The 23461-nt window shown below is 72.9% G+C and carries 19 protein-coding genes and 1 pseudogene; 9 read left to right on the top strand and 11 right to left on the bottom strand.

Annotated elements, in window-relative coordinates:
- Window positions 1–129: 129 nt before the first annotated feature.
- Complete coding sequence (gntA, locus tag ACZ5XZ_RS19555; RefSeq protein ID WP_468979575.1) at window positions 130–789, bottom strand: guanitoxin biosynthesis heme-dependent pre-guanitoxin N-hydroxylase GntA; 660 nt, start codon at window positions 787–789, stop codon at window positions 130–132.
- A gap of 230 nt (window positions 790–1019) precedes the next feature.
- Complete coding sequence (locus ACZ5XZ_RS19550; RefSeq protein ID WP_468979574.1) at window positions 1020–2006, bottom strand: Lrp/AsnC family transcriptional regulator; 987 nt, start codon at window positions 2004–2006, stop codon at window positions 1020–1022.
- Between the two features lie 138 nt (window positions 2007–2144).
- Here ACZ5XZ_RS19550 and ACZ5XZ_RS19545 point away from each other — a divergent pair, with 138 nt between their 5' ends.
- The gene (locus ACZ5XZ_RS19545) at window positions 2145–3029 is read left to right on the top strand and encodes an NAD(P)H-binding protein (RefSeq protein WP_468979571.1); all 885 of its coding nucleotides are present in this window, start codon (window positions 2145–2147) and stop codon (window positions 3027–3029) included.
- Here ACZ5XZ_RS19545 and ACZ5XZ_RS19540 read toward each other — a convergent pair.
- Window positions 2956–3885, bottom strand: coding sequence for a ketopantoate reductase family protein (locus tag ACZ5XZ_RS19540; RefSeq protein ID WP_468979835.1), 930 nt, complete (start codon window positions 3883–3885; stop codon window positions 2956–2958). The genes ACZ5XZ_RS19545 and ACZ5XZ_RS19540 overlap by 74 nt on opposite strands.
- Before the next feature lie 96 nt (window positions 3886–3981).
- Window positions 3982–4491, bottom strand: a pseudogene (locus tag ACZ5XZ_RS19535) (DUF6817 domain-containing protein); the annotation flags it as partial.
- Window positions 4492–5135: 644 nt separating this feature from the next.
- Here ACZ5XZ_RS19535 and ACZ5XZ_RS19530 point away from each other — a divergent pair.
- A complete protein-coding gene (locus ACZ5XZ_RS19530; protein ID WP_468979569.1) occupies window positions 5136–5369 on the top strand; it encodes a hypothetical protein in 234 nt (77 codons plus the stop codon).
- Window positions 5370–5521: 152 nt separating this feature from the next.
- On the opposite strand, the gene ACZ5XZ_RS19525 is transcribed toward ACZ5XZ_RS19530, so the two are convergent.
- Both ACZ5XZ_RS19525 and ACZ5XZ_RS19520 read right to left on the bottom strand, forming a co-directional pair.
- Window positions 5522–6988 carry a SufS family cysteine desulfurase gene (locus tag ACZ5XZ_RS19525; protein ID WP_468979568.1) on the bottom strand — a complete coding sequence of 489 codons (1467 nt, stop codon included), beginning with the start codon at window positions 6986–6988 and terminating at the stop codon, window positions 5522–5524.
- Complete coding sequence (locus tag ACZ5XZ_RS19520; protein ID WP_468979566.1) at window positions 6975–8357, bottom strand: family 2B encapsulin nanocompartment shell protein; 1383 nt, start codon at window positions 8355–8357, stop codon at window positions 6975–6977. Before ACZ5XZ_RS19520 ends, ACZ5XZ_RS19525 begins: the two co-directional genes overlap by 14 nt.
- A 677-nt stretch (window positions 8358–9034) precedes the next feature.
- Here ACZ5XZ_RS19520 and putP point away from each other — a divergent pair.
- The 6 genes from putP to ACZ5XZ_RS19490 all read left to right on the top strand — a co-directional run bounded on the left by putP (window position 9035) and on the right by ACZ5XZ_RS19490 (window position 17486).
- The gene (gene putP, locus ACZ5XZ_RS19515; RefSeq protein WP_468979563.1) at window positions 9035–10537 is read left to right on the top strand and encodes a sodium/proline symporter PutP; all 1503 of its coding nucleotides are present in this window, start codon (window positions 9035–9037) and stop codon (window positions 10535–10537) included.
- A gap of 250 nt (window positions 10538–10787) precedes the next feature.
- Window positions 10788–12356 carry an SDR family oxidoreductase gene (locus tag ACZ5XZ_RS19510; RefSeq protein ID WP_468979561.1) on the top strand — a complete coding sequence of 523 codons (1569 nt, stop codon included), beginning with the start codon at window positions 10788–10790 and terminating at the stop codon, window positions 12354–12356.
- Window positions 12357–12386: 30 nt separating this feature from the next.
- On the top strand, window positions 12387–13760 hold the full coding sequence (locus tag ACZ5XZ_RS19505) for a cryptochrome/photolyase family protein (protein ID WP_468979559.1): 1374 nt from the start codon (window positions 12387–12389) through the stop codon (window positions 13758–13760).
- A 182-nt stretch (window positions 13761–13942) separates the two neighbouring features.
- On the top strand, window positions 13943–15484 hold the full coding sequence (gene crtI / locus ACZ5XZ_RS19500; RefSeq protein WP_468979556.1) for a phytoene desaturase family protein: 1542 nt from the start codon (window positions 13943–13945) through the stop codon (window positions 15482–15484).
- Window positions 15481–16485 (top strand): phytoene/squalene synthase family protein, encoded by a 1005-nt coding sequence (locus ACZ5XZ_RS19495; protein ID WP_468979554.1) that lies wholly within the window; start codon window positions 15481–15483, stop codon window positions 16483–16485. The genes crtI and ACZ5XZ_RS19495 overlap by 4 nt, the downstream gene beginning before the upstream one ends.
- Window positions 16482–17486 carry a DUF5914 domain-containing protein gene (locus ACZ5XZ_RS19490; RefSeq protein WP_468979551.1) on the top strand — a complete coding sequence of 335 codons (1005 nt, stop codon included), beginning with the start codon at window positions 16482–16484 and terminating at the stop codon, window positions 17484–17486. The genes ACZ5XZ_RS19495 and ACZ5XZ_RS19490 overlap by 4 nt, the downstream gene beginning before the upstream one ends.
- Window positions 17487–17513: 27 nt before the next feature.
- Here the strand turns inward: ACZ5XZ_RS19490 and ACZ5XZ_RS19485 are convergent, their stop codons facing one another.
- The 5 genes from ACZ5XZ_RS19485 to ACZ5XZ_RS19465 form a co-directional block, all read right to left on the bottom strand.
- Window positions 17514–19073, bottom strand: a complete 1560-nt coding sequence (locus ACZ5XZ_RS19485) for an FAD-dependent oxidoreductase (RefSeq protein WP_468979549.1) — start codon at window positions 19071–19073, stop codon at window positions 17514–17516.
- A complete protein-coding gene (locus ACZ5XZ_RS19480) occupies window positions 19070–19804 on the bottom strand; it encodes a methyltransferase domain-containing protein (RefSeq protein ID WP_468979547.1) in 735 nt (244 codons plus the stop codon). Before ACZ5XZ_RS19480 ends, ACZ5XZ_RS19485 begins: the two co-directional genes overlap by 4 nt.
- A complete protein-coding gene (locus ACZ5XZ_RS19475) occupies window positions 19801–21036 on the bottom strand; it encodes a lycopene cyclase family protein (protein ID WP_468979545.1) in 1236 nt (411 codons plus the stop codon). Before ACZ5XZ_RS19475 ends, ACZ5XZ_RS19480 begins: the two co-directional genes overlap by 4 nt.
- A 248-nt stretch (window positions 21037–21284) precedes the next feature.
- A complete protein-coding gene (locus ACZ5XZ_RS19470) occupies window positions 21285–21560 on the bottom strand; it encodes a hypothetical protein (RefSeq protein ID WP_468979544.1) in 276 nt (91 codons plus the stop codon).
- 95 nt (window positions 21561–21655) lie between these two features.
- Complete coding sequence (locus ACZ5XZ_RS19465; protein WP_468979543.1) at window positions 21656–21958, bottom strand: hypothetical protein; 303 nt, start codon at window positions 21956–21958, stop codon at window positions 21656–21658.
- A gap of 404 nt (window positions 21959–22362) precedes the next feature.
- On the opposite strand from ACZ5XZ_RS19465, the gene ACZ5XZ_RS19460 reads away from it, so the two are divergent.
- Entirely contained in the window at window positions 22363–23421 is a 1059-nt protein-coding gene (locus ACZ5XZ_RS19460; protein WP_468979542.1) for a class I SAM-dependent methyltransferase, read from the top strand.
- The last annotated feature ends 40 nt before the right edge of the window (window positions 23422–23461 follow it).

Here is a 23461-nt window from a genome sequence, read left to right as displayed (position 1 = left end):
GTGGCGGGATTAGCCCTTCCCCCCTCCCCCCCCCCCCCCCCCCCCTCCCCCCCCCCCCCCCCCCCCCCCCCCCCCCCCCCCCCCCCCCGCGGCGCACCAGCGCTACACGGCCGCCCCACGCCTTCGGGCTCAGACCCGGGCGGTGAAGGGGCACTTCCAGTCGGCCGGCTTGCGGCGGCCCGAGTAGCGCCGGGCCTCGGAGAGCTGCTCGTACTCCACGAGGTTCGGGTTGATGTCGCCCTGCAGCTCGATGTCCTGCTTGCGTATCTTCTCCTGGAGCCGGTCCCACAGGCCGGCGGCCTTTATCCGGTCGAACTGGGCGTGGGAGTTGAAGGCGAGCATCGGGAACGGCGGGCGGCGGCCCAGGCGGCTGTGCGTTTCGTGCAGCCCGATCACGAAGAACGGGTGCCCGGCCACGCTGTACGCGAAGGCGCCGGACGAGGGGTCGCGGTCATAGCCGTCGGCCCAGGGGTGGGTCAGGCTGTCATGATCGTGAACGGCCTGCAGCTGCTGCCACATCAGGTCCTCGAACTCGGTGTCCGGCACGTTCAACGGCCCCGAGAAGGTGGCGACGAAACTGGTGAAGGGCTTGGCCTCCCAGTCCACCGACTTCACATAGGCGTGCAGGTCCTCGGTCATCTGCCGGGCCGCCCCGTCGTCCCCGAGCCAGGTGTAGTGATGATGGGCGATACCGCCCTGCCGCCACGCCGAGCGGCCGGCCAGGCAGGGAAAGGCGTCGCCGAGCAGGAACTGCCCGACTTCAGTGGCGGCGGAGGCGTCAACCGTCATGTTCGTGACCTTCGGTGAGGGGGGCATCGCCCGGGGTGGGGCCCTGGCCGTGCTGGGGACTTAGGAAGTGAAGATCGAACCCCGCCGATTCGTCAAGACATGGCCGCCGGGCACCTCGTCGGCCGCCCTCACCAGCAGCGACGGGGCCCTGGCCGAGGGGCGCCGCACCCCATCGGGCGCGACGTCGTCCCGGCGGGCCGCACGGCCCGGGGACGCCGGGGGACCCGCTGTCAGCGTGCGGCGGGCAGGTCGCTCCCGGTGCGCTTCAGGGTGCGGATCACCGGCGCGGTCTCCAGGGACCGGACGGCGTCCAGCGCGGCCACCCGCTCGGTCAGATACCGGCACAGATCATCGGCGCTGCGGCAGTTGACCGCGGCGACGAGATTGCTGGGGCCGGTGGTCATGGCGGCGAAGGACACCTCGGGATGCGCGGCCAGCTCACCCGCGACGTCGTTCAGCGCGGAGGGCCGCACGGACATCCACAGCCGTGCCTCGGTGGGGAATCCCAGAGCGGCCGGAGCGATGTCGACGGCGCAGGTGAGCACGCCGGCCCGGCGCAGCGCCTCCACGCGGCGCCTCGCCGTGGAGTCCGCTGCGCCCATGGCGGCCGCGAGCTCGGTGTAGCCGGCCCTGCCGTCACGCGCGAGGATCCCCAGCATCGTCCGGTCCTGATCGTCCAGGACCACCAGCCCGTCGCCCGGGGACGGCGGGGCGGGCCGCAGACGGTCGACCTGCTCCGCGGAGAGCCGGGCGGACCCGGCCCAGGCGTTCGGCAGCGCGGTGGCGCGCAGCAGCAGGTGCGCGGAGACCGCGGTGACCCGGCTGGTTCTGGGGAGCTTGTGCAGCAGCAGGGCATCGCGCTCGGCGGCGGACGGCGTCTGGACGTTGCAGGAGATCTCCGTCCCTCCGGAGAGCAGGTACACGAAGGACGTGTCGGACCGGGCGGCCAGCGCGCCGGCGATGGCACCGGCCGCATCCGGGGTGCACTGCAGCCGGAGAGTCCACGACGTGTAGCCCAGCAGCACGCCGTTGACGACGCCGACGACCCGGAGGACGCCGGCCGACCGCAGTCGGCGGTAACGGCGGGCGACCGTGTTCTCCGAGACGTCGAGAACCTCGGCGACGGCGCGGAACGGTGCGCGTCCGTCGATCTGGAGCGCATGGACCAGACCGCGGTCGACCTCATCCAGGGGCACGATATCGGCGACGGTATCCATCGCATCACGCTACTTCGTGACGGCTTCCTGCGTCCTGGCGGCGCCGGATGGCTCTCCCGTGCCCTTCACGGTGATCGTGGACACGCGCCGCCGGACCCGGCAGGCCTCGGCACACCCCACCCCACACGGAAGGCTTCGATGAACGCCAACAGCAAGTTCCTCGTCACGGGAGCGACCGGAAACGTGGGCCGACAGGTGGTCTCCCGACTCCTGGCGGCCCACGTGGGCGACGTGAGGGCACTGACCCGCACCCCCGGCGCGGCCCGGCTGCCGCAGAAGGCCGAAGTACGCCAGGGCGACCTGGCCGACTGCGGCGCGCTGGAGTCGGCCCTGGAGGGGGTGGACGCGGTCTTCCTCATGTGGCCCTTCCACAGCGCCGAGCCGGCCGCCGCCGTCGTGGACGCCCTCCAGCGACACACGCGCCACGTGGTCTTCCTGTCCTCCGGCGCTGTCCAGAGCGGGCTCCCCTGGGATCTGCAGCCACACCCGGTGGGACGCTCCCACCGGGCGGTGGAGCAGCTGGTCGAGGACTCCGGCCTGCGCTGGACGCACCTGCGGCCCAGCACCTTCGCCGCCAACGCCCTGTGGTGGGCCGACCAGATCCGCGCCGGCGATGAGGTACGCGGCGCCTACGGGGCCGCGGCCATGGCACCCCTGCACGAGGCGGACATCGCCGCCGTCGCGGTACGCGCCCTGACCGACGACGGCCACGACGCTGCCACGTACGAGCTGACCGGCCCGGACGTCCTGACCCAGGCCGAGCAGGTCCGCGTGATCGGCGAGGCGCTCGGCCGGCCCTTGAGGTGGCAGGAGCTGTCGCGGGAGGCCGCCCGGCAGCTGCTGCTGGCCGATGCGGCGATCCCCGACTCCTTCGTGGAGGTCCTGCTGGACGGGTACGCCGAGATGCTCGACGCGCCCCGCCCCGTCACCACCGGCACGGTCGAGGAGATCACCGGCGCACCGGCGCGGACCCTGCGCCAGTGGGCCCTCGACCACGCCGCCGAGTTCCGTCCGCGTCGGTGAGCAGCGCGGCCACCAACCGGGAGGCGATCGGCACGGGCACCTGGTGCCGATCGGCCGCCCGCAGCAGCGCGCCGCCGATCGCATCGAGCTCCAGTGGACGGCCCGCCTCCGCGTCACGTTGCATCGACGACCTGCTGTCGCCCGGGAACGCGTCGTACAGCTCCAGGGTCTTGGTGGGATCGGCCGGCGCACCGCAGGCCCCGCTCACCGCGGCGGCCTCCGCGACCAGGGCCGACAGCTCCTCGCGCCGTTCGGTCCGCACCTCACCGATGGGCAGACCGTAATGGGTGGTGAGCAGCGCGAACGGAGCCAGGAACGCCAGCTTGGCCCAGAGCGCGGCGGTCTCGTCGTCGGACACCCGCGTGCGCACCCCCGCCTCCTCCAGCACCGCCGCCAGCACCCCGAGGCGCTCCGGCGCTCCGGCCAGATCGATCTCGGTGAACGGGCTGCCGTGCTCGATCGTCCCCGGTGCGGTCCGGGTCGAGGCGACGCGGATGACGCCCGGCACGACGCACCGCGCGCCGTAGCGCCCGCGCAGCACGTCCGGGTGCTCGATGCCGTTGAGCAGCGGAACCACCCAGCCGTCACCGACGACGCCGGGTGGGATCCGCTCCAGTGCCGCGGCCAGAGCGGTGTGCTTGACGGCGATCAGGCACAGATCCACCGGTTCCCGCAGCTCGGTGTCCGCCTCGACCCGCGCGGTGAAGGTGCCGAACTGCGCGCTGCGCACCGTGATGCCGTCCCGCCGCAGCACCTGCGTCGTCGCCTCTCCCGCCACACAGATCACCCGGTGTCCGGCGCGGGACAGTAGGCCCGCCAGGAGACCGCCGACTCCGCCCGGGCCGAGCACCGCCACGCTCCAGGGGCGTGCGACGGGTCGGGGCGCGGGCGCTGCACCGGCCTCGGCTGCGGTCTCGTCCCCCACCCCCGCTCCGGTTCCGCGGGCGGCCGACGGCGCGGAGAGCACCGCCTGACAGTCCCGCCACGCCGACGTGCTCAGGAGCGGTCGAAGGCGGCTGAACAGGCTGAGCAGGCCGGCGCCCGAGGCCTCCCGGAACGCGGGGTCGACACGGGCGATGTCGAGTTCGTTCGCGGCGGTGAGCTCGGCGAAGTCCCGCCGCAGCGCGAGGGCCGGCGTGCCGGTGCGACCGGTGAAACGGTCCCGGACGGTGGCGTCGGGGTCCGCGAGCGTGGGGTACGAGGCGTCCCGGTCGAAGCCGGCGTAGAAGTACACCAGCGCCTCGGCCTCGGCGCCGATGACCGCGGCCAGTTCCGCGCGGCGGTCGAGCGGCAGCAGGGGGGTGGCGAAGCCGTCGGTGCCGTAGCAGGCATGACACAGGCCGGCGAGCCGCAAGGCGGGCCGGGCGCCCCACGCGGCGAGCTGTTCCTGCACCCGGTGGAGGTGGGCCAGCAGCGTCCCACCGGGATGCCCGAGCGTGTCCGCGCCCAACTCGCGCACCATGCCGGTGACGCGGGCGATGACCGAACCGATATCTGAACCGCTGTCGGAATCGAAATCTGAACCGCTATGTGCACCGATCTCGAAATCGATGCCTGAACCGCTATCAGAAGCGGCTCCTGGATCATTGCTGCCTGAACCATTGACGTCAGGAGGTACGGAGAACATGGGCTTCGGGCTCCTCTCGGTGCTTGACGGGTCGGCACCTGCCCCGGCCCGCGCCGGCCGTCCGGCCTGGTGCGGGCCGGGGCGCGGTTGCCGCCCTTGGCCCTTCGGTGATCATCGAGGATGCCCCAAATCCGCGTCAATCCCAGGGTTTTCTTGCCCCTTCCCAAGCAATCGCTTGGATTTCGCCGTCGACCTGCCGGGCACCGCCCGGGTGGCCCGCCGGCGGCCCCGCATTGTGGCCGGGCCAATGCGGAGAGCGCATCTTTTGACCTGCCGGGGCGCCGTGCCTACGCTCGAAAGAGACATCTGATTGAGGTTGCAACGATGTCCGCGAAGCAGGTCGGAGTCCTGCTAAGTCGCCCCCGTACGGTGCGTCAGGGCCTCGCGCGTTCCCGGCGCACGGCGGTGAGCCCAGGAGAACTCCACATCGACATGCCGATGCATCGGCAACGCACCCACCCCGAGAGGGGACGACGATCATGCGCGCGAAGACCAGGACCCACCGCATAGCCGCGGCACTGTGCGCAGTGCCCTTCCTCGTGCTCGCCGGCGCCGGCGCCGCCAGCGCGGCTCCCGCCGCCGCACCGGCAGCCACACCAACCCACGCCTCCGCCCACGGATGGGACTGTGACGACGACTGGCGCTGGGACGGGGACTGCCACGACCACTTCGGCTTTGACGACTACGGAATCAGCGTGATCGTCATCGGCTGATCATCCGAGTCGCGAGACCGACGAAAACCTTCTACCGCAGGGGACCTGCCCGCACGGGCCGGACCCCTGCCGCCGTGCCGGCCGCAGGACGATCGGCGACGCGCGGACGCCGCCGACCGGAGCGCGGTCGGCGGCGTCGGACGGACCCGGCGTCAGGCGGCTTGCTGCAGCCGGTGCAAGGAGGCCACCAGCTTGTCCACCTCCTCGGGTGTGTTGTACAGCGCGAGGGAGGCACGGGCCGCGCTCTCCACGCCGTAGTGGGCCAGCGCGGGCTGGGCGCAGTGATGGCCGGCCCGGATGGCGATGCCGTCGCGGTCCAGCCAGTCAGCGACCTGTGACGGATCGTGACCGGCGAGGGTGAAGGTGAGTACGGCGATCCGCTCGGGCGCGGAACCCAGCAGCTCCAGCCCTGGAACCGTGGACATGGCCTGTTGTGCGTGCGCCATGAGCGAGGTCTCGTAGGCGGCGATGGCGTCCCGGTCGAAGGACGTCAGCCAGTTGAGCGCGGACAGCAGACCGACCACGCCGGAGATGTGCCCGGTACCGGCCTCCAGGAGGTGCGGCACCGGTGCGTAGGAGGTACGGGCGAAGCTGACCGACTCGATCATGTTGCCGCCGCCCTGCCACGGCGCCATGCTCCGCAGGATCTCGGGCTTGGCGTACAGGGCGCCGATCCCCGTGGGCGCGAACAGCTTGTGGCCGGAGAACACATAGAAGTCGGCGTCCAGGTCCTGCACGTCGACGGGGAAGTGCGCCACCGCCTGCGCCCCGTCCACCAGCACCTTGGCCCCGTAGCGGTGCGCGAGCGCGGTCATCTCGCGGACCGGCGGGACGGTGCCGAGCACATTCGACGCATGGCTGACCGCGACGAGTCGGGTGCGCATCGACAGCAGATCGGCGTACGCGGTGAGGTCGATCTGCCCGTCCGGCTGCAGCGGTACGGGTACCACCCGGGCCCGGGTCTCCTTGGCGACCAACTGCCAGGGGACGATGTTGGAGTGATGCTCCAGCACCGGCACGAGGATGTCGTCCCCGGGGCCGAGGTTGGCCCGCCCCCAGCTCTGGGCGACGAGGTTGATCGCCTCGGTGGTGCCGCGTACGAAGACGACGTCGTCCGGTGACGGGGCGCCGAGGAACTGGGCGACCGCCGCCCGGCCCGCCTCGTACGCCTCGGTGGCCTCCCGGGCCATGGTGTGGGCACCGCGGTGGATGTTGGAGTTGGCGGATCCGTAGAAGCCGGCCAGTGTCTCGATCACCTGACGCGGCTTCTGCGTGGTGGCTCCGTTGTCCAGCCAGACCAGCGGGTGCCCGTTCACGGTCCGGTGCAGGATCGGGAAGTCCCGCCGCGCCAACTCGGGTGAGAAGGCGACCGGTTGACCGGGGAGACCGGCGGGTGGTGAGGGTGGGGGAAGGCCGGGTTGGGAGGCGGCGGATGGTGCCCCTCCGGCGACCGGGGGCGCGGCCGGAGCCGGAGCCGTCGCCGGAGTCGTCATGGCGGCCGTGGTCGCCGCCGGTGCGGTGGCGGGAGCCGTGACCCCATGCAGTGCCGCAGCCGGATCTGTGGTCGCCTGCGGGACCGTGGCGGTCCACCCCTCCCGCATCACGTCAGGAGTAGTCATGGTAGTTGGAGACCTCGACGTTCTGGAGCACGGCGAGCGCGTCCTCCACCAGCACCGCGGTGTTGAAGTACGCCGTCATCAGGTACGACGTGATGCCCTTCTGGTCGACGCCCATGTTGCGCATCGACAGGCCGGGCTCCACCTCGTCCTCGACCTTCGCCGGGCGCAGGCCCACCACGCCCTGCTCGGCCTCGCCCACGCGCATCAGCAGGATCTCGGTGGTGCCGATGCCCGCACCGCCGGAGAACCGCACCTTGTCGGAGGGCAGCAGGGGGACCCCGCGCCAGGTCAGCAGGGGGCTGCCGAAGCGGTTGTCGATGATCGGGGGCACGCCCCGGCGCGTACACTCCCGGCCGAACGCGGCGATGGCCCTGGGGTGGGCGAGGAAGTAGCCGGGCTGCTTCCAGACGCGGGTCAGCAGCTCGTCGAGGTCGTCGGGGGTCGGAGAGCCGGTGCGCGCCTGCACCCGCTGGCCGGGGGCGACGTTGTTGAAGAGGCCGAACTCCGGGTGGTTGAGCAGCGAGGCCTCCTGCCGCTCGCGCAGCGCGTGGGCCGTGAGGTTGGACTGGGCGCGGGTCTGGTCGATCGGCCCGTTGTAGAGATCGGAGACCCTGGTGTGCACGCGCAGCACCGTCTGGGCGAGGGTCATGTGGTACTCGCGGGGTGTGTCCTCGTAGTCGACGAACGTCCCCGGCAGGTCCGGTTCGCCGTCGTGCCCGGCCTTGAGGTCGACCGCCACCTCGGCGCCCGGCAGCACGCCGTCCGCCGCGAGGTAGGCGTCCATCGCCCCGCGCACCGTCGCGTCGCGGTCGCACAGCCCGGCGAGCACGCCGCGCTCGACGCACAGCGCCACGCCGGGGGTGAGCGCCTTGACGCGATACGACAGGGGCTCGCCGCGGGTCCAGGCGTCGAGGTCGAAGAACTGGCCGTCGCCGATCACTTCGAGCAGGGCGTCCTCGCCGTAGCGGCCGCTCACCCGCTTCTCGGCGCGGCCCTGGGCGATCACCCACAGCCGGTCGTGCGCGTCACCGTCCTGCGCGAGCAACTGCCCGGCCTCGAAGGGAACTTCCGTGAAGGCGCCCGCCAGTTCGGCCAGCAGCGCGTCGTCGGCCTCCCTGAGGTAGGGCAGTTCCCGCAGGTCTCCGGGGATGATGCGGGGTGAGCCGCCGTCGGAGTGGGTGCTGATGCGGTCGTCTCCGAGGACGTACGTACGGCGGCGGTTGACGCGGAAGACACCTGCTTCGACGTCCACCCAGGGCAGGGCGCGCAGCAGATAGCGCGGGGTGATGCCGCGCATCTGCGGAGTTGTCTTGGTCGTGGTCGCGAGCTGCCGTGCCGCATTCGGGCTGAGACTCATCTGGTCGTTCACAGGACCTCCTCGCACACAGGCATGCCGAACGACCGGCGCGGGGCCGACGGCACGCGGGAACGAACCGATCGTGTTGTCGGGCTCCGCGGGCCCGCAACCGACCGTCCGCCGGGGTGCGGCCTGAAACGCTCGCCGAACTGGAGGCGCACGTCCGTATGCCTGAGCGACCACGCGGCGTCGTGCCGCCGTACGGCGCGTGGGCATAGCGGAATTAGTCATTCCATCGACGGCGCGGCAGGTCACTCGACGTCACATGGCGTCCCATATACGACCAGATTCGCCCTCATAACGCTACTTTGCGTTTCCTAAAGGGTGACTTATGGCACTGGCCTATGACGATCCGCCAGGGTCTGGTGAGGTATGCGGGTAGGGACGAGGCACACGGAGGCCGAGGGGAGCGGGGGAGTGGGGGAGCTGATGATCTGCCGGGCGTACGTCGGGCGTGGTCCCGGTGCGCGTCGAGCCGGGGCGGGGAGCGGTTCGGTGCGCGGGGTGTGGGGCTGTGTTTGTTGGGGACTTGTGTGAAAGGGGTGTCATGGCGGGTGGTGGGTCCGTAGTGTCGGCTGGCGCCGGAGCCTGCTCTGGGGATTCTTCGTGGGATCTGCCCCTTGGCTCCTGGACCATGAGGCAGTGCTTGCGCCGAGGGAGCAGTGGTGACATCCCTGATCGTACCGGTCATGATCACATTCGGGATCTTCCTGTTGGCCATGGTGGCCGTGGGTATCGCGACCTATCAGGACACGTTGACGTTCTCTGATTTCGCTTTGGGCGGCCGCCGGTTGAGTGCGCCGCTCGCGGCCCTCTCCGCGGGGGCCAGTGACATGTCCGGCTGGCTGTTCCTGGGGTTGCCGGGTGCGGTGTACGCGGCCGGTATCGGTGCCTCGTGGATTGCCGTCGGCCTGGCCGTCGGCACGTATCTGAACTGGCGCCTGGTCGCGCCGCGCCTGCGTACGTACACGGAACTGGCCGGCGACGCCAAGACGTTGTCGGCGTATTTCGAGGAGCGGTTCGAGGACGGCAGCAGGATGCTGCGGGTGGTCTCGGCGACCGTCACCGTCGTGTTCTTCACCGTCTACGTCGCCAGTGGCCTGCTGGCCGGGGGCGTCCTCTTCGAGGGCATCTTCGGAGGCGGCTTCGAGTTCGCGCTCACCGTCTTCGCCGTGGTGATCGTCGTCTACACCGTCCTGGGCGGCTTCCGCGCGGTCAGTGTGACGCACTCGGTGCAGGCCACGCTGATGTTCTGCGCGGCCGTGGCGCTCCCGACGATCGGCATCGGGCTGCTGGGGGGCTTCGGCGCGGTGCACGAGGCGCTCACCCGCAAGAGCCCGGCCCTGCTGGACGTGGGGGCCAAGGCCGGTTTCGACGGCGCACGTTGGGCATCGGGCGGGCCGCTCGGCGCGGTGGCGGTGATTTCGCTGCTCGCCTGGGGGCTGGGGTACTTCGGGCAACCGCACATTCTGGCCCGCTTCATGAGTATCCGCAGTACGCGGGAGATTCCCCTGGCCCGCCGCATCGGTGTGGGCTGGGTGGTCGTCTCGCTGGCGGGCGCCTCGCTGGTGGGGCTGGTGGGTGTCGCCGCGCTGGACCAGCCACTGGAAAACCCCGAGACCGTGTTCATCGCGCTGTGCGCCCAGCTGGTCAACCCGTGGATCGCCGGCATTCTGCTGGTGGCCGTGCTGGCCGCGATCAAGTCCACCGCCGACAGCCAGCTGCTGGTCTCGGCGATGGCCCTGACCGAGGACTTCTACCGGGCCTTCGTCAAACGGCGGGCCTCGGACGCGTCGATGGTGCTGGCGTCCCGCGTGGCGGTGGTGGCCGTCGCGGTGGTGGCGTACGTCATCGCGCTCAGCGGGGGCGCCGTGCTGGACATCGTCGCCTACGCCTGGGCGGGCTTCGGCTCCGCCTTCGGCCCGGTGATCCTGCTGTCGCTGTACTGGCCGCGGATGACGCGGGCGGGGGCGATGGCCGGCATGCTCACCGGGGCGGCCACCGTGGTGCTGTGGAAGCACATCGATCCCCTCCTCGGGCCGCTGCAGTCGGGCGTGTACGAGATGGTGCCGGGGGTGCTGGCGGCCACGGCGGCGGCGCTGCTGTTCGGGAAGTTCGTCGGCCGCCCGCCGCGACGGGTCTGGTCCGGCGCCATGGAGAAGCGCGCGGCGTCCTCGGTCCCGGTCGGCTGAGCCGGAGGAGCGGGCCTCTCCCCTGACGTCCCCGCTCCCCTGGCGTCCCTCGCCCGTCGCCGGTCCGCGCGCGGAGCTGCGGGCACCGCGCGGCGGTGCTGTGCTGGAGGTGGCGCGGGACGCCAGGGGCCGTACGTGCTCGTCACAACGGGTAGCCATATCGGTGCAGCGGGTACGGTTTCCCTGACGCGGCGTGATCGGACAGCGGCGTGCGACGACGCGCGCCGAACGAGCCGCGAAGGAGCCGACCGTGGACACGGGCACGAGGCAGGACACCAACGGGCGGCACTGCCTGGTGACCGGCGCCACCGGCTACATCGGCGGACGGCTGGTGCCCGAGCTGCTGCGGGCGGGCCACCGGGTGCGCTGTCTCGCCCGGACCCCGGGCAAGCTGCGCGACCACCCCTGGGCGCCGGACGCCGAGGCGGTCGAGGGCGACGTCACCGACCCGGAGTCGGTCGCCCGAGCCATGCGCGGCATCGACGTCGCCTACTACCTGGTGCACGCGCTGGGCACCGGACGCGACTTCGAGGAGAAGGACCGCACAGCCGCCCGGATCTTCGCCGAGCAGGCGCACGCGGCAGGGGTGCGGCGGATCGTCTACCTGGGCGGCCTGACGCCCGAAGGCGTCCCGGAACGAGAGCTGTCCCGGCACCTGCGCTCGCGGGCCGAGGTGGGGCGCATCCTCCTCGACGGTCCGGTCCCCACCACGGTGCTGCGCGCCGCGGTGATCATCGGGTCGGGCTCGGTGTCCTTCGAGATGCTGCGCTACCTGACCGAACGCCTCCCGGTGATGGTCACCCCGAGTTGGGTACGCACCCGCATCCAGCCCATCGGAGTCCGCGACGTGCTCCGATACCTGGTCGGCTCCGCGGCGATGCCGGACCACGTCAACCGCACCTTCGACATCGGCGGCCCCGACGTCCTCACCTACCGGGACATGATGCGCCGGTACTCCGCCGTCGCCGGACTGCGCCGACGGCTGATCGTGCCCGTGCCGGTGCTCACCCCGGGGCTGTCCAGCCACTGGGTCGGGCTCGTGACACCGGTACCGGCATCCCTCGCGCGACCGCTCACCGAATCGCTGCGCCACGAGGTCGTCTGCCACGAGCACGACATCGCCCGGTACGTCCCCGACGCCCCCGGGCAACCACTGCCGTACGACGAGGCGCTGACGCTCGCACTGCGCCGGGTACGCGACGCCCAGGTCGCCACCCGCTGGTCGTCTGCCGCGGTGCCCGGCGCGCCGAGCGATCCGCTGCCCACCGACCCGGACTGGGCCGGCGGCAGCCTGTACGAGGACGAACGCCGGCTGACCGTCGCCGCGTCGCGCGAGTCCCTGTGGCGGGTGATCGAAGGCATCGGCGGGGACAACGGCTGGTACTCCTTCCCCCTGGCCTGGGCGGTGCGGGGGTGGCTGGACCGCTTCGTCGGCGGCGTCGGCCTGCGGCGCGGCCGGCGGGACGCCGAGCGGCTGCGGGTGGGCGACTCGCTGGACTTCTGGCGGGTGGAGGAGATCGAACCGGGCCGTCTGCTGCGGCTGCGCGCCGAGATGCGGCTGCCGGGCCTGGCCTGGCTGGAGATGTACGCGGAGCACGACGGCGAGGGCCGCACCCGCTACCGGCAGCGCGCCGTGTTCCACCCCCGCGGACTGTCCGGGCACGCCTACTGGTGGAGCGTCTCCCCGTTCCACGCCGTCGTCTTCGGAGGGATGGCGTGCAACATCGCGCAGGCCGCCGCGAAGGGCATGAGCGCGCACCGGACACCCGCGCCGCCGGACCACCGACCGGACGCCCGCGGCCGGCGAAGTGCCCCGTGACGGCCCCGACATGACACCAGGAGAGGCGCCATGACCGTCGCGGTCGTCCTGTTCACCGCGGACCTGCGGCTGCACGACCACCCCCCGCTGCGGGCCGCGCTGCGCGCGGCGGACGAGGTGGTGCCGCTGTTCGTCCTCGACCCCGGCATCCGCGCGGTGGGCTTCGACGCGCCCAACCGGCGGGCCTTCCTCGCCGACTGCCTGGCCGACCTCGACGCCGGGCTCCGCGAGCGCGGCGGCCGGCTCGTGCTGCGCTCGGGGCAGGTGGCGCGGGAGGTGGGCCGGATCACCGCCGCATGCGGAGCCGGCGAGGTGCACATGGCGGCCGGTGTCACCCGGTACGCCCACCGGCGCGAGGAACTCGTCCGCAAGGAGCTCCAGGAGCGCGGGGTGGGCCTGCATGTGCACGACGCGGTGATCACGGCCCTCGCACCCGGGGCGGTGACCCCGGCCGGCTCCGACCACTACGCCGTCTTCACCCCCTACTTCCGCCGCTGGTCCGCACAACGACTGCGGGACACCTGCCCGGCGCCCCGCACCGTGCGCGTACCCGCCGAGGTGCGCTCCGAGCCGCTGCTGTCCCGCGACACGGTGTCCGGCACCTCACCGGGCCTGCCCGCAGGCGGGGAACGCGCCGGCCGACAGCGGTTCTCGAACTGGAAGCGGTCCGGCCTGGGCGCCTACGCGGAGCGGCACGACGACCTCGCCGGCGACGGGACCTCCCGCCTCTCGCCCTACCTCCACTTCGGGGCCCTCTCGCCCGTCGAGCTCGTCCAGCGGGTCCGCGCGCACGGCGGCCCCGGGGCGGACGCGTTCGTGCGCCAGCTGTGCTGGCGCGACTTCCACCACCAGGTACTGGCGGCCCGGCCCGGCTCGTCCGTGAACGACTACCGCACCCGCGACGACCGCTGGCGGACGCGGGACGAGGCGGCCGAGGAGATCACCGCGTGGCAGGAGGGCCGCACCGGCTATCCCGTCGTCGACGCCGCGATGCGGCAGCTGCGACACGAAGGCTGGATGCACAACCGGGCCCGCCTCCTGGTGGCCAGCTTCCTCACCAAGACCCTCTACGTGGACTGGCGGATCGGCGCCCGGCACTTCCTGGACCTGCTGGTGGACGGCGACATCGTCAACAACCAGCTCAACTGGCAGTGGGTCGCCGGAACCGGCACCGACACCCGCCCGCACCGCGTGCTCAACCCGGTGGTCCAGGGCAAACGCTTCGACGCCCAGGGGACGTACGTACGCCGCTGGGTGCCCGAGCTACGGGACGTGCCCGGCAAGGCGGTCCACGAACCCTGGCGGCTCCCCGCGCCCGAACGCGCCCGCCTGGACTACCCCGAGCCGCTCATCGACCTCGCGGACGGCCTCGCCCGCTTCCAACACGCCCGGGGCCGACACTGACGCACTGCACACGCCACGGGCGGCCGGCGGCTCGTGCTGCGCCGTCGGAGTGAGCCGTGCTCCGGCGAGGGCTCCCACCGGGCAGGGATCACCGCATGCCCGGGGGCGCTGTCTGGGACGCCCCGGCGCGGCACCCCGGCGCGGGGTGGCCGGCGGCCCCCGGACCGGACGAAGGAGGGCGTGTGAAGACCGTATCGGGGCCGACCGACCACGTTGTCGTCGTCGGTGCCGGGCTGTCCGGCCTCTCCGCGGCCCTGCACCTGCTGGGGGCGGGCCGCCGGGTCACCGTGGTCGAACGGGACGCCGGGCCGGGCGGACGAGCCGGCCGGCGCGCACTCGGCGGGTACCACCTGGACACCGGCCCGACGGTGCTGACGATGCCGCACCTCGCCGACGAGGCCTTCGCCGCCGTCGGCGACAGCCTGTACCGGCGGGTGGACCTCGTCCCGCTGCACCCCGCCTACCGGGCCCGCTTCGCCGACGGCTCGCACCTCGACGTCCACACCGACGGCGACGCCATGGAAGCGGAGGTGCGGCGCTTCGCGGGCGCCGCCGAGGCCGACGGCTACCGGCGTCTGCGGTCCTGGCTCGAACGGCTCTACCGGGCCCAGATGCGCCGCTTCATCGACACCAACTTCGACTCGCCCCGCCAGCTCCTGCACCCGGACCTGGCCCGGCTGGCGGCGCTCGGCGGATTCGGCCGGCTCGATCCGCGGATCGGCAGGTTCCTCTCCGACGCCCGCCTGCGGCGCGTGTTCTCCTTCCAGTCGCTGTACGCGGGCCTGGCCCCGGCCCGGGCGCTCGCCGCCTACGCCGTGATCGCCTACATGGACACGGTGGCCGGCGTGTGGTTCCCGCGCGGCGGCATGCACGCGCTGCCGCAGGCGATGGCCGAGGCGGCCGGCGACGCGGGCGCCACGTTCCGCTGGTCGGCCGAGGTGACGGAACTGGAGCGCTCGGCCGGCCGGGTACGGGCCGTGCGCCTCGGCTCCGGGGAGCGCCTCACCTGTGACGCGGTGGTCCTCAGCCCCGATCTGCCGGTGGCGCACCGACTCGTGGGGCGCGCACCGCGGCGCCCGCTGCGGCTGCGCCATTCCCCTTCCGCGGTGATCCTGCACGCCGGCACCGACCGCACCTGGCCGGACCTCGCGCACCACACGATCTCCTTCGGCGCGGCCTGGGAGCGCACCTTCGACGAACTGACGCGTACGGGGCAGCCGATGAGCGATCCGTCCCTGCTCATCACCCGCCCCACGACCCACGACCCGCGGCTCGCCCCACCGGGCAGGCATCTGCACTACGTCCTCGCACCCTGCCCCAACACCGCCACCGGGCCGTCCGCCGCCGCCTGGCGCGACCTCGGGCCGCGCTACCGCGACAGCCTGGTGGCCGAGCTGGAACGTCGCGGCCTGCACGGGTTCGGGGACCACATCGAGCACGAACTCCTGGTGACTCCGGCCGACTGGACGGCGCAGGGACACGCGGCGGGCACGCCCTTCTCGGTCTCGCACACCTTCGCCCAGACCGGCCCCTTCCGGCCGCGCAACCTGGTGCGCGACCTCGACAACGTCGTCCTGGCCGGCTGCGGGACGACGCCCGGGGTCGGGGTACCCACGGTGCTCATCAGCGGGAAGCTCGCCGCCGCCCGCATCACCGGCGGCCGTCCCCCGACCCGTCGCGGCGCCGCCGCACGTCGCCCCGGCCAGGAACGGCGGCCGCGATGACCCGTCGCGAACTGGCCGCCGCCGGCATCACCGACCCCGCCCTGCGCACGGCCTACACACACTGCCGGCAGCTCAACGCCCGCCACGGCAAGACGTACTTCCTCGCCACCCGTCTGCTGCCGGTCGAACGCCGCTGTGCCGTCCACGCGCTGTACGGCTTCGCCCGCTGGGCGGACGACATCGTCGACGACCTCGACCGGCGGCGCACACCCCCCGAGCGGGACCGGCTGCTGCGGCTGCTGGAGAACGACCTCGCGCACGGCCTCGGCACCGGCGGCGGCGACCAGCCCGTGGTGCGGGCAGTGGCGGACACCGCAGCCCGGTACGCGATCGACCCCCGGCTGTTTGCCGACTTCCTGGCCTCGATGCGCGACGACCTGAGCGTCACCGACTATCCGACATACGCGGACCTGCGTGCCTACATGCACGGTTCGGCGGCGGCGATCGGGCTGCAGATGCTGCCCGTCCTCGGGACCGTGGTGCCCCGCGAGACGGCGGCGCCGCACGCGGCGGCCCTCGGAGTGGCCTTCCAGCTCACCAACTTCCTGCGCGACGTCGGCGAGGACCTGGACCGCGGCCGCGTCTACCTGCCGGCGGACCTGCTCGCCGCCCACGGGGCGGACCGGCCGCTGCTGGAATGGAGCCGCCGCACCGGACGCCGCGACCCGCGGATCCGCGCCGCGTTCGCCGCCGCCGAGGCCCTGACGAGAGCGGTGTACCGCGAGGCGGAACCGGGCATCGCCATGCTCGACCCCCGGGTGCGGCCCTGCATCCATGCCGCCTACACGCTGTACGCAGGCATCCTCGACGCGATCGCCGCCGACGACTACGCCGTACTGCACCGCCGCTCCGTGGTGCCGCGCCGGCGCCGGGCGGTAACGGCCGCGGCCGGCATCGTACGCATCCTGGGCGCCCGCGCCCGCGCCCGTACCGGCCCGCCGCGCCCAACGGCCCCGGCACGCGCCGAGCCGACCCCCCAACGGGCGGGGGACCGGCGGTGACCGACCGGAGGGAACGGGCGGGCTGGAGACCACCACTGCGGCTGCGCCGTGGACCGAAGTGGGAGGCGCAGCCGCCCACCTGGCGCGAGGCGCGGCCCACGCTGATCGCCGACGCCCTCAAACGCGCCGGCGCGCGGCCGTCGGGCAACTGGTTCGTCGTGGGAGCCTCCCGGGACGTGACCGCCGGCGGCCGCCCCCGCGGCAGGACGGTGGCCGGCGTGGAGGTCGTCCTGTGGCGGACCGCGGCGGGTGCACTGCGGGCCGGGCCCGGTGCGTGCCCGCACCTGGGGGCTCCGCTGCGCGACGGCCGGGTGGTCTGCGGCACGCTGGTGTGCCACTGGCACGGACTGGCCCTGGACGGCGGCCCGTTCGCCGGCTGGGAGCCGTTCCCGGTCCACGACGACGGCGTGCTGGTGTGGGTGCGGCTGGACGAGGTCGGGGGCGAGGAGCCGCTGGCGCGCCCCGTGGTACCCGCCCGACCGGCGGCGGGGGCGGTGGACGCGGTGTGCACGGCGGTGGGACGGTGCGAGCCGCAGGACGTGGTCGCGAACCGGCTCGACCCCTGGCACGGCTCGTGGTTCCACCCGTATTCGTTCGTCGACCTCCGCGTGGTCCGCGTAGCGCGGCACGAACAGGACGACGCGTTCGCCGTCGAGGTGTCGTTCCGCGTCGCGGGCCGCCTGGTGGTGCCCGTGCGCGCGGAGTTCACCGCACCCGAACCGCGCACCGTCGTCATGCGCATCACCGAGGGCGAGGGGGCGACGTCCGTGGTCGAGACGCATGCGACGCCGCTGACCGCGAGTGCGGCGGCGGAGCCGACAACGGCCGTGATCGAGGCCGTCGTCGCCGCGTCGGACCGGCGGGGCTTCGCCCTGGCGCGCGCCGCCGCACCGATGCTGCGCCCCCTGATGCGCCGGGCCGCCGGCCGACTGTGGCGCGACGACCTGGCCTACGCCGAGCGCCGCTGGGCCCTGCGGAGCACCGGGCGCTTCCCCGGCTGAGCGGACGTGCCCGGCCCGCCCGGCCGCTCAGCGGCGGGCCGCCGCACCCGCCAGGGCCCGCAGAACCCGGGACCGGCCCGCCCTCGGCACCGTCCACAGCACCTGGCCGCGGATCCCCCAGTCGGCGAGCAGGGCGTTGGCCGCCAGGAAGCCCGAGGTCGCCGCGCGCTCCATCAGGGCCACCGGAAGGCGGGTGCGGACCAGGTCGCCGGCGACCATCACGCCCGGGTGCGGGGTCCGTACGGACGGCCGGCGGTGGTGGCCACCGACGTCGAACAGCGGGCAGTCGGACCGCCATTCATGGCGCGCGTCCACGATCCGCGTCTGCCGTGTCTCCGGGTAGACCTCGCGCAGCCGGTCGACGAGCCGTTCCTGCACCCGCTTCGGCTCCGCGGCGGGATCGACCGCGTAGGCGTGCAGCTCCACCACCGAACCGCCGGTGCGCGCCGCCCAGCGGGCCGCCTCGCCCTCCCAGCGGTCGAGGACGCTGACGTTGTCCAGGCCCCCGAATCCGCTGGTGCCGAGGAAACCGGCGCGGTCCTCGCGCACCGGCCGGTCGAGCCACAGGCGCGAGACGAGGAACGGTGGCGCGGTGCGCAGCCCCTGGACGTCGTCGCGCCACCCCGCGCTCCCCAGGCCCGGTGACCTCGCCACGATCCCGCGCAGTCCGGCCGTGTCGAGCGCGAGGACCACCGCCTGGTGCCGCTCCCTCGTCCCGTCGGTCTCGACCTCCAGATCGCCGTCGACCGGCCGTACCGCACCGACCGGAGCGCCGGTACGGATGTCGACCCCGTGCTTCTCCAGATAGCCGCCGAGCGGCTCCCACAGAGCCCGCGGGAAGGGCTCGCCCGGCACGTCGAAGAGCAGGCCCTCGGAAGAGCCGAGGAAGTAGATGTGGAACATCACCAGCAGCTCGGCGGCGGACAGTTCACGCGGGTCGGCGAAGAAGCTGCGGGAGAACACCTCGAACGCGAGATGGTGCGCGGCCTCGGGGAAGCGGACGCGGGCGAGGAAGTCGGTCGCGCTGACACGGTCGTAGCGCCCGTAGACCTCGGGCACCCGGACGTCGAGCAGCGGCAGCGCGGCGCGTGGGTCCATCGAGGCGAGGTCGCGCCAGCCGAACGTCGGGCTCAGGGCGGCGAATCCGAGCGCACTCCAGGGCGGTGTCCGGGGCACTCGGGCGAAGCTGTCGGTCAGGCCACCGCTGTGCCGCAGGGGGTAGTCGGGCAGGGGGAGAAGGCAGGCGAGAGCGGGGTCGGTCCGCCGCAGCAGACCGCGCAGGTTGTAGTACTGGCGGAAGAAGGCGTGGAAGCCGCGGCTCATGGTCACTTCGGAGCCGTCCGCCAGGCACGTCCGCCATCCGGCGAGGCGGCCGCCGAGCGACGCCTCCCGCTCGTGGAGCGTCACCCGCACACCGCGTTCGGCGAGGGCCGTGGCCGCGGCGATGCCGGCGACGCCCCCGCCGACCACCGCGACACGAGGCGCGTCGCCGCCGGTGAAGCGCGCCCGGCCCGGGACGGGCATCAGGACCTGCGCCTTGCGGTCGCGGCCCCTGCGGGCGGCCCCGGCGCGCCCGAAGGCGCTCATACGGCGGGCCCCGTCACCGGGGCGGCGGAACCCTTGCGGCCGAGGAAGGTGTGGACGATGCCGGTCTGCCAGCCGGCGACGGGGGCGGTGCGCACACCGGTGAAGCCGGCCCGCACGAGCCGGGCCGCGCACACCGGGGCGGTGTCGAAGGCGAGGACGCTGTGCCACAGGTGGCGGTAGAGCGCCCGGTCACCGTTCAGGGTCCCCGCCGGGATGATCAGTGTCCGGCACACCGCCGTCCACAGCGCCCGGTGGAGCGGGGATCCGCTGAGGCTGTAATCGTGCACGGCCAGCCGGCCGCCGGGACGCAGCAGGGCCCGCATGACGGCGAGGACACCGTCCGGGTCGGTGACGTTGCGCAGCAGATAGGCGGCGAAGACGGCGTCGAAGGGACCCTCGTCGACGGTGCGCAGTTCCTCGGCGGTCAGATGCAGGAACCGGACGGTGGCGGGCCACCGTTTGGCCTGCGCGCGTTCCAGCATGCCGGCGGAGGCGTCGACGGCCGTGATCCGGGCGCGCGGAGCGGCGTCCAGCAGGGCCCGGGTGGAGGCGCCCGTACCGCAGCCGAGGTCCAGTACGTGCAGACCGGCGCCCTCGCGCGGCAGGCGCAGCCGGCGGGCCGACCGCAGCAGGCCGGACCGGTGGCCGGGGTTCAGCGCCGTGAGGCGGTCGTAGCTGTGGGACGCGCGGTCGAAGGCGCGGGTGAGGTCGTGGTCGCGCAGCAGCGTCATCGGCGGCTCTCCTCGGACGGGGCGGTCGCATTCACCCCGGCGACGGGGCGGCGGGGCAGGAAGGGCAGCTCCGCCGCGGTGCGGAGCATGGGGCCGACGGGCGTGCGCAGACCGATGCCGAACTCCTCCCAGGGCGTGGTGGCGCCGTCGAGGAAGCGCAGCAGCCGCGCCGTCGGGACACGACGGAACAGGTCGGTGAAGAACCCGGGGCCGTCGATCCGGCCGGTGTCCAGCGCCCGCAGCAGTACGGCATCCATGGCGAGGGCCCGCCGTCCGTGGAGACGGGGCGCGAGGTCGCCTCCGTCGCGCAGTGCGGCGGCGATCGCCCGACTCTGCCGCTGCACGGCGGCGAAGGTGTAGCCGGTCGCCGGCCGGGTGGCACCGCCGGCCGCCCCGACGCGGAAGACGGCCGGCCCGATCCGGCGGGGGAAGCGTGCGTCGGTCATGGGGATGACGCCCTGCTCGGCCGACTCCACGGTGAGCGCCCCCAGCCCCAGCACCGCGCCGGTGTAGTGGCGCAGCGCAGCCTCGTACGCGGCCGTGGTGAGCGGTGTGCGGGAGAACTCGGTGTACTCGACCAGCGCCCGGTCGGGCGCGAGGGGAAGCACATAGCCGAACGCGAGTCCGTGGCGCGGCTGCGGCACCCGGAAGTCCATCAGGTCCGCGACCTCGGGGTCGAAGCACTCACCCGCCGTGCGCACGAACCAGCCGCGGAAGTGCTGAAGCAGCGTCGTACGGGCCGGCGGCAGTCGGCGCAGGGGCCGGGAGTCGAAGACGTACCGGCCCCGAAGGAGGAGGACCCGGCCGTCGGGGGTGGCGCAGCGGACCTCGGCCCCGCCGGTGGCGGTGCGCACGGCCTGGGCCGTCGCGCGCAGGACACACGTCTGCGGGTACCGCGCCAACCGGGAGTGCACCAGCTCTTCGAAGGCCGCGGACCGCAGTATCCGGTAGCGCAGCGGTGCGGTGTCGGTGGTGACATGTCGGCCGTCCGGGCCGCGGACCCGCAGCCGCGGCCACGAGGCCACCACCGCCTCCTCGAACTCCCCGGGTGCGTCGTCCCAGTAGCACCAGGTGCGCTCGGCGGGTCGCAGCGGTCCGTCGGGCGCCTCCACCACGGTCACCGAGGTGGTACCCGTCTGCGTCAAGCAGTGCGCCAGGCTCAGCCCGGCCGCACCGCCCCCCACCACGACGACCTCCGCCCGCCCGGCCGGTGCGCTGGTGCGGCGGCTCATCGCGCCGGCCGTCCGACCGCGGGTGCCCCGTCCGACGATCGAACGCGCTGACCGGTCATCATCCGCCTCCTTCACGCTGCCGTCGGTACGGGCCGACGGCGACGGGCGGTCCAGCCGATCACGTCACAGGCGCCGATGCCAGTCGCCGCAACGTCGTCCGCCCGCAGGCGACCGCATCGGGTGACGGCTTGATACCGCCGCACGACCGACTCCACGGCCACCGGAGGTGCGAGGGACCGGTGTGTCGGTCAGCCCTCCGGCATCTCCGCGAGCCGGAAGGGCCCCGCGGCGCCGGGGCCGAACATCACCGGGAGGTTGCGTCCCTGCGGGACGACGACGAGCGGCTCGTTGCGGTATTCCCGGAGGAAGTTCTCCAACGGTTCCCAGATGAGGCTCCGGTATCCCGCCTCGGACCGTTGGCGTTCAAAGGAGAGAGTGAGTGCGGATTCCGTCAGGCTGACGCTCACGGCGTCCACTTCGATCCACTCTCCGCCGATCCAGGCTTCGAGCCTTACGTATGACATGGCGTAAGGGTGCCCTGCGGCGCGGGGTGCTGGCAATCGGCCACGATCACGACGAGGCGACGACGAGGGCGGTCCGGCCGCCGGGGGAGTGCGGCCTACTGGAGCCCGGTCTCCGTCTTGCTGAACAATTCGCCTTCGGAGTAGAAGAACACCGCACTGCTGATTCCGTCGACGCCGTAGCAGGTCCAGGTGACGGGGTAGTTCTGGGAGGGTTCGGCGTCGGTTTCCTGTTGGCAGGTGTTGGCATACTTCAGGAGGGTTTTCTGACTGCTGCCGGCCTTGATTTTCCAGTATTCCGCGAGGGTCAGCGGGTCGCTGGTGGCGGCACTGACTTCGTAGATGCCGGCGGCCATGAGGAGGCCGAGGGCCCCGACGCCGGCTATCACGCGCTTCTTCACGGGTGGGTTGTCCTTATGCGGATCCGGATGCGGTTCTGACGGGGCCGGCACGGGTGGGCCGGGACTCCGTGGTCCACGGCGGCGCGGTGCGCCACGGGGAGGCCTTGATCGTATCGGGACCCGTTGCCCGTCGCTGCCCCAAGCCGACGAACCCGGCCTTCTGTATCCACGCGAAGGCGACTGCGCACGAACGAATTCACCTCCCCGAAACCGGACAAAAGGAATGCTAATCTACTTCCGCTCCCGACCGGCCCGAGTCCCACCGAATCCGGCCCCACCGAATCCGGCCCCACCGAATCCGGCCCCACCGAATCCGGCTCCGTCAACTCCGGTCCCACCGACTCCGGTCCCACCGATTCCGGTCCGACGACGAATGCCGTCCGCCAGGTGGAGAGAGAAACCCGATGCCCTCGAAAGGCGCCCGCATCGCCGCCCAACGGCCTCCATACCTACGCGAGCTGGCGCAGGGGCTGGAGAGGTTCTTCGAGCCCCGCCGAGAGGACTGCCCCTGGTGCTCCTGCCGCGACCTCCGCCGGCGCCTGCACACCACCGACCTCATCCAGCGCAAACCGGGAGCCTTCACGCTGGAGCAGTGTCACGGCTGCGGCCATGTCTTCCAAAACCCCCGGCTGAGCACGCAGGGCCTGGAGTTCTACTACCGCGACTGCTACGACGGCCTCAACGAACGGACCATGGACCGGCTGGCGTCCTCGCACCTCTCCCGAAAGCTCTACCGGTCCCGAGCCCGGGCACTGGTGCCCTTCGGGCGCCCCTCCCGCTGGCTCGACGTGGGCACGGGCCACGGCCACTTCTGCGCCGAGGCACGGTCGATCCACCCCACCACACAATTCCACGGTCTCGACCGAGGGGAAGGCGTCGAGATCGCCGCCCGCACCGGCCGCATCAGCCACGCCTACCAGGGCTCGTTCACCGAACTGTCCGCTCAACTCGCCGGCCGGTACGACGTGGTGAGCATGCACCACTACCTTGAACACACCACCGACCCGGGCCGGGAACTCGCCGCCGCCCACACCGCTCTGCGCCCCGGCGGCCATCTCCTGATCGAAGTCCCCGACCCCCAGTGCCTCTCGGCGCGGCTGCTGGGCCGCTGGTGGGTCCCCTGGCTACAGCCCCAGCACCTGCACCTCATCCCGCTGCGCAACCTCCGCCGCGCGCTGGAACAGCACGACTTCACCATCCAGGCCGTCGATCGCCGCGCACCCCACGTCCCCACCGACCTGGTCGCCGCCGCCCTCAACCTGCTCAACTCCGCCCTCCCCGGAGAAGACCTCCCCTGGCAGCCCACGGCACCTGGGCGGATCGGCCGCCTCACCCGTGCCCTGGCATATCTGATCGCCGCCCCCTTGCTCCTCGTCCTCTTCGGGCTCGACACGCTCCTGGCACCGCTCGCTCGGCGCACCCGTCTGTCGAACGCCTACCGCGTCGTCGCCCGCCGCAACTGAAGAGGCCGGCCAGCCGACCGGGACCGGCGTGATTCACTGC

Source organism: Streptomyces sp. NPDC033270 (genome assembly GCF_055576575.1).
The sequence above is the reverse complement of the archived record's forward strand: the minus strand, read 5'-3'. Positions and strand labels throughout refer to the sequence as shown.

Bases quoted from the DNA above. Each gene is read 5' to 3' on its own strand.
- ACZ5XZ_RS19460 (WP_468979542.1), top strand. From the start codon at position 22,363: ATGCCCTCGAAAGGCGCCCGCATCGCCGCCCAACGGCCTCCATACCTA.
- putP (WP_468979563.1), top strand. From the start codon at position 9,035: ATGATCACATTCGGGATCTTCCTGTTGGCCATGGTGGCCGTGGGTATC.
- ACZ5XZ_RS19505 (WP_468979559.1), top strand. From the start codon at position 12,387: ATGACCGTCGCGGTCGTCCTGTTCACCGCGGACCTGCGGCTGCACGAC.
- ACZ5XZ_RS19525 (WP_468979568.1), bottom strand. From the start codon at position 6,988: ATGACTACTCCTGACGTGATGCGGGAGGGGTGGACCGCCACGGTCCCG.
- ACZ5XZ_RS19545 (WP_468979571.1), top strand. From the start codon at position 2,145: ATGAACGCCAACAGCAAGTTCCTCGTCACGGGAGCGACCGGAAACGTG.
- ACZ5XZ_RS19530 (WP_468979569.1), top strand. From the start codon at position 5,136: ATGCGCGCGAAGACCAGGACCCACCGCATAGCCGCGGCACTGTGCGCA.
- ACZ5XZ_RS19485 (WP_468979549.1), bottom strand. From the start codon at position 19,073: ATGAGCGCCTTCGGGCGCGCCGGGGCCGCCCGCAGGGGCCGCGACCGC.
- ACZ5XZ_RS19480 (WP_468979547.1), bottom strand. From the start codon at position 19,804: ATGACGCTGCTGCGCGACCACGACCTCACCCGCGCCTTCGACCGCGCG.
- ACZ5XZ_RS19475 (WP_468979545.1), bottom strand. From the start codon at position 21,036: ATGAGCCGCCGCACCAGCGCACCGGCCGGGCGGGCGGAGGTCGTCGTG.
- gntA (WP_468979575.1), bottom strand. From the start codon at position 789: ATGACGGTTGACGCCTCCGCCGCCACTGAAGTCGGGCAGTTCCTGCTC.
- ACZ5XZ_RS19495 (WP_468979554.1), top strand. From the start codon at position 15,481: ATGACCCGTCGCGAACTGGCCGCCGCCGGCATCACCGACCCCGCCCTG.
- ACZ5XZ_RS19550 (WP_468979574.1), bottom strand. From the start codon at position 2,006: ATGGATACCGTCGCCGATATCGTGCCCCTGGATGAGGTCGACCGCGGT.
- ACZ5XZ_RS19470 (WP_468979544.1), bottom strand. From the start codon at position 21,560: ATGTCATACGTAAGGCTCGAAGCCTGGATCGGCGGAGAGTGGATCGAA.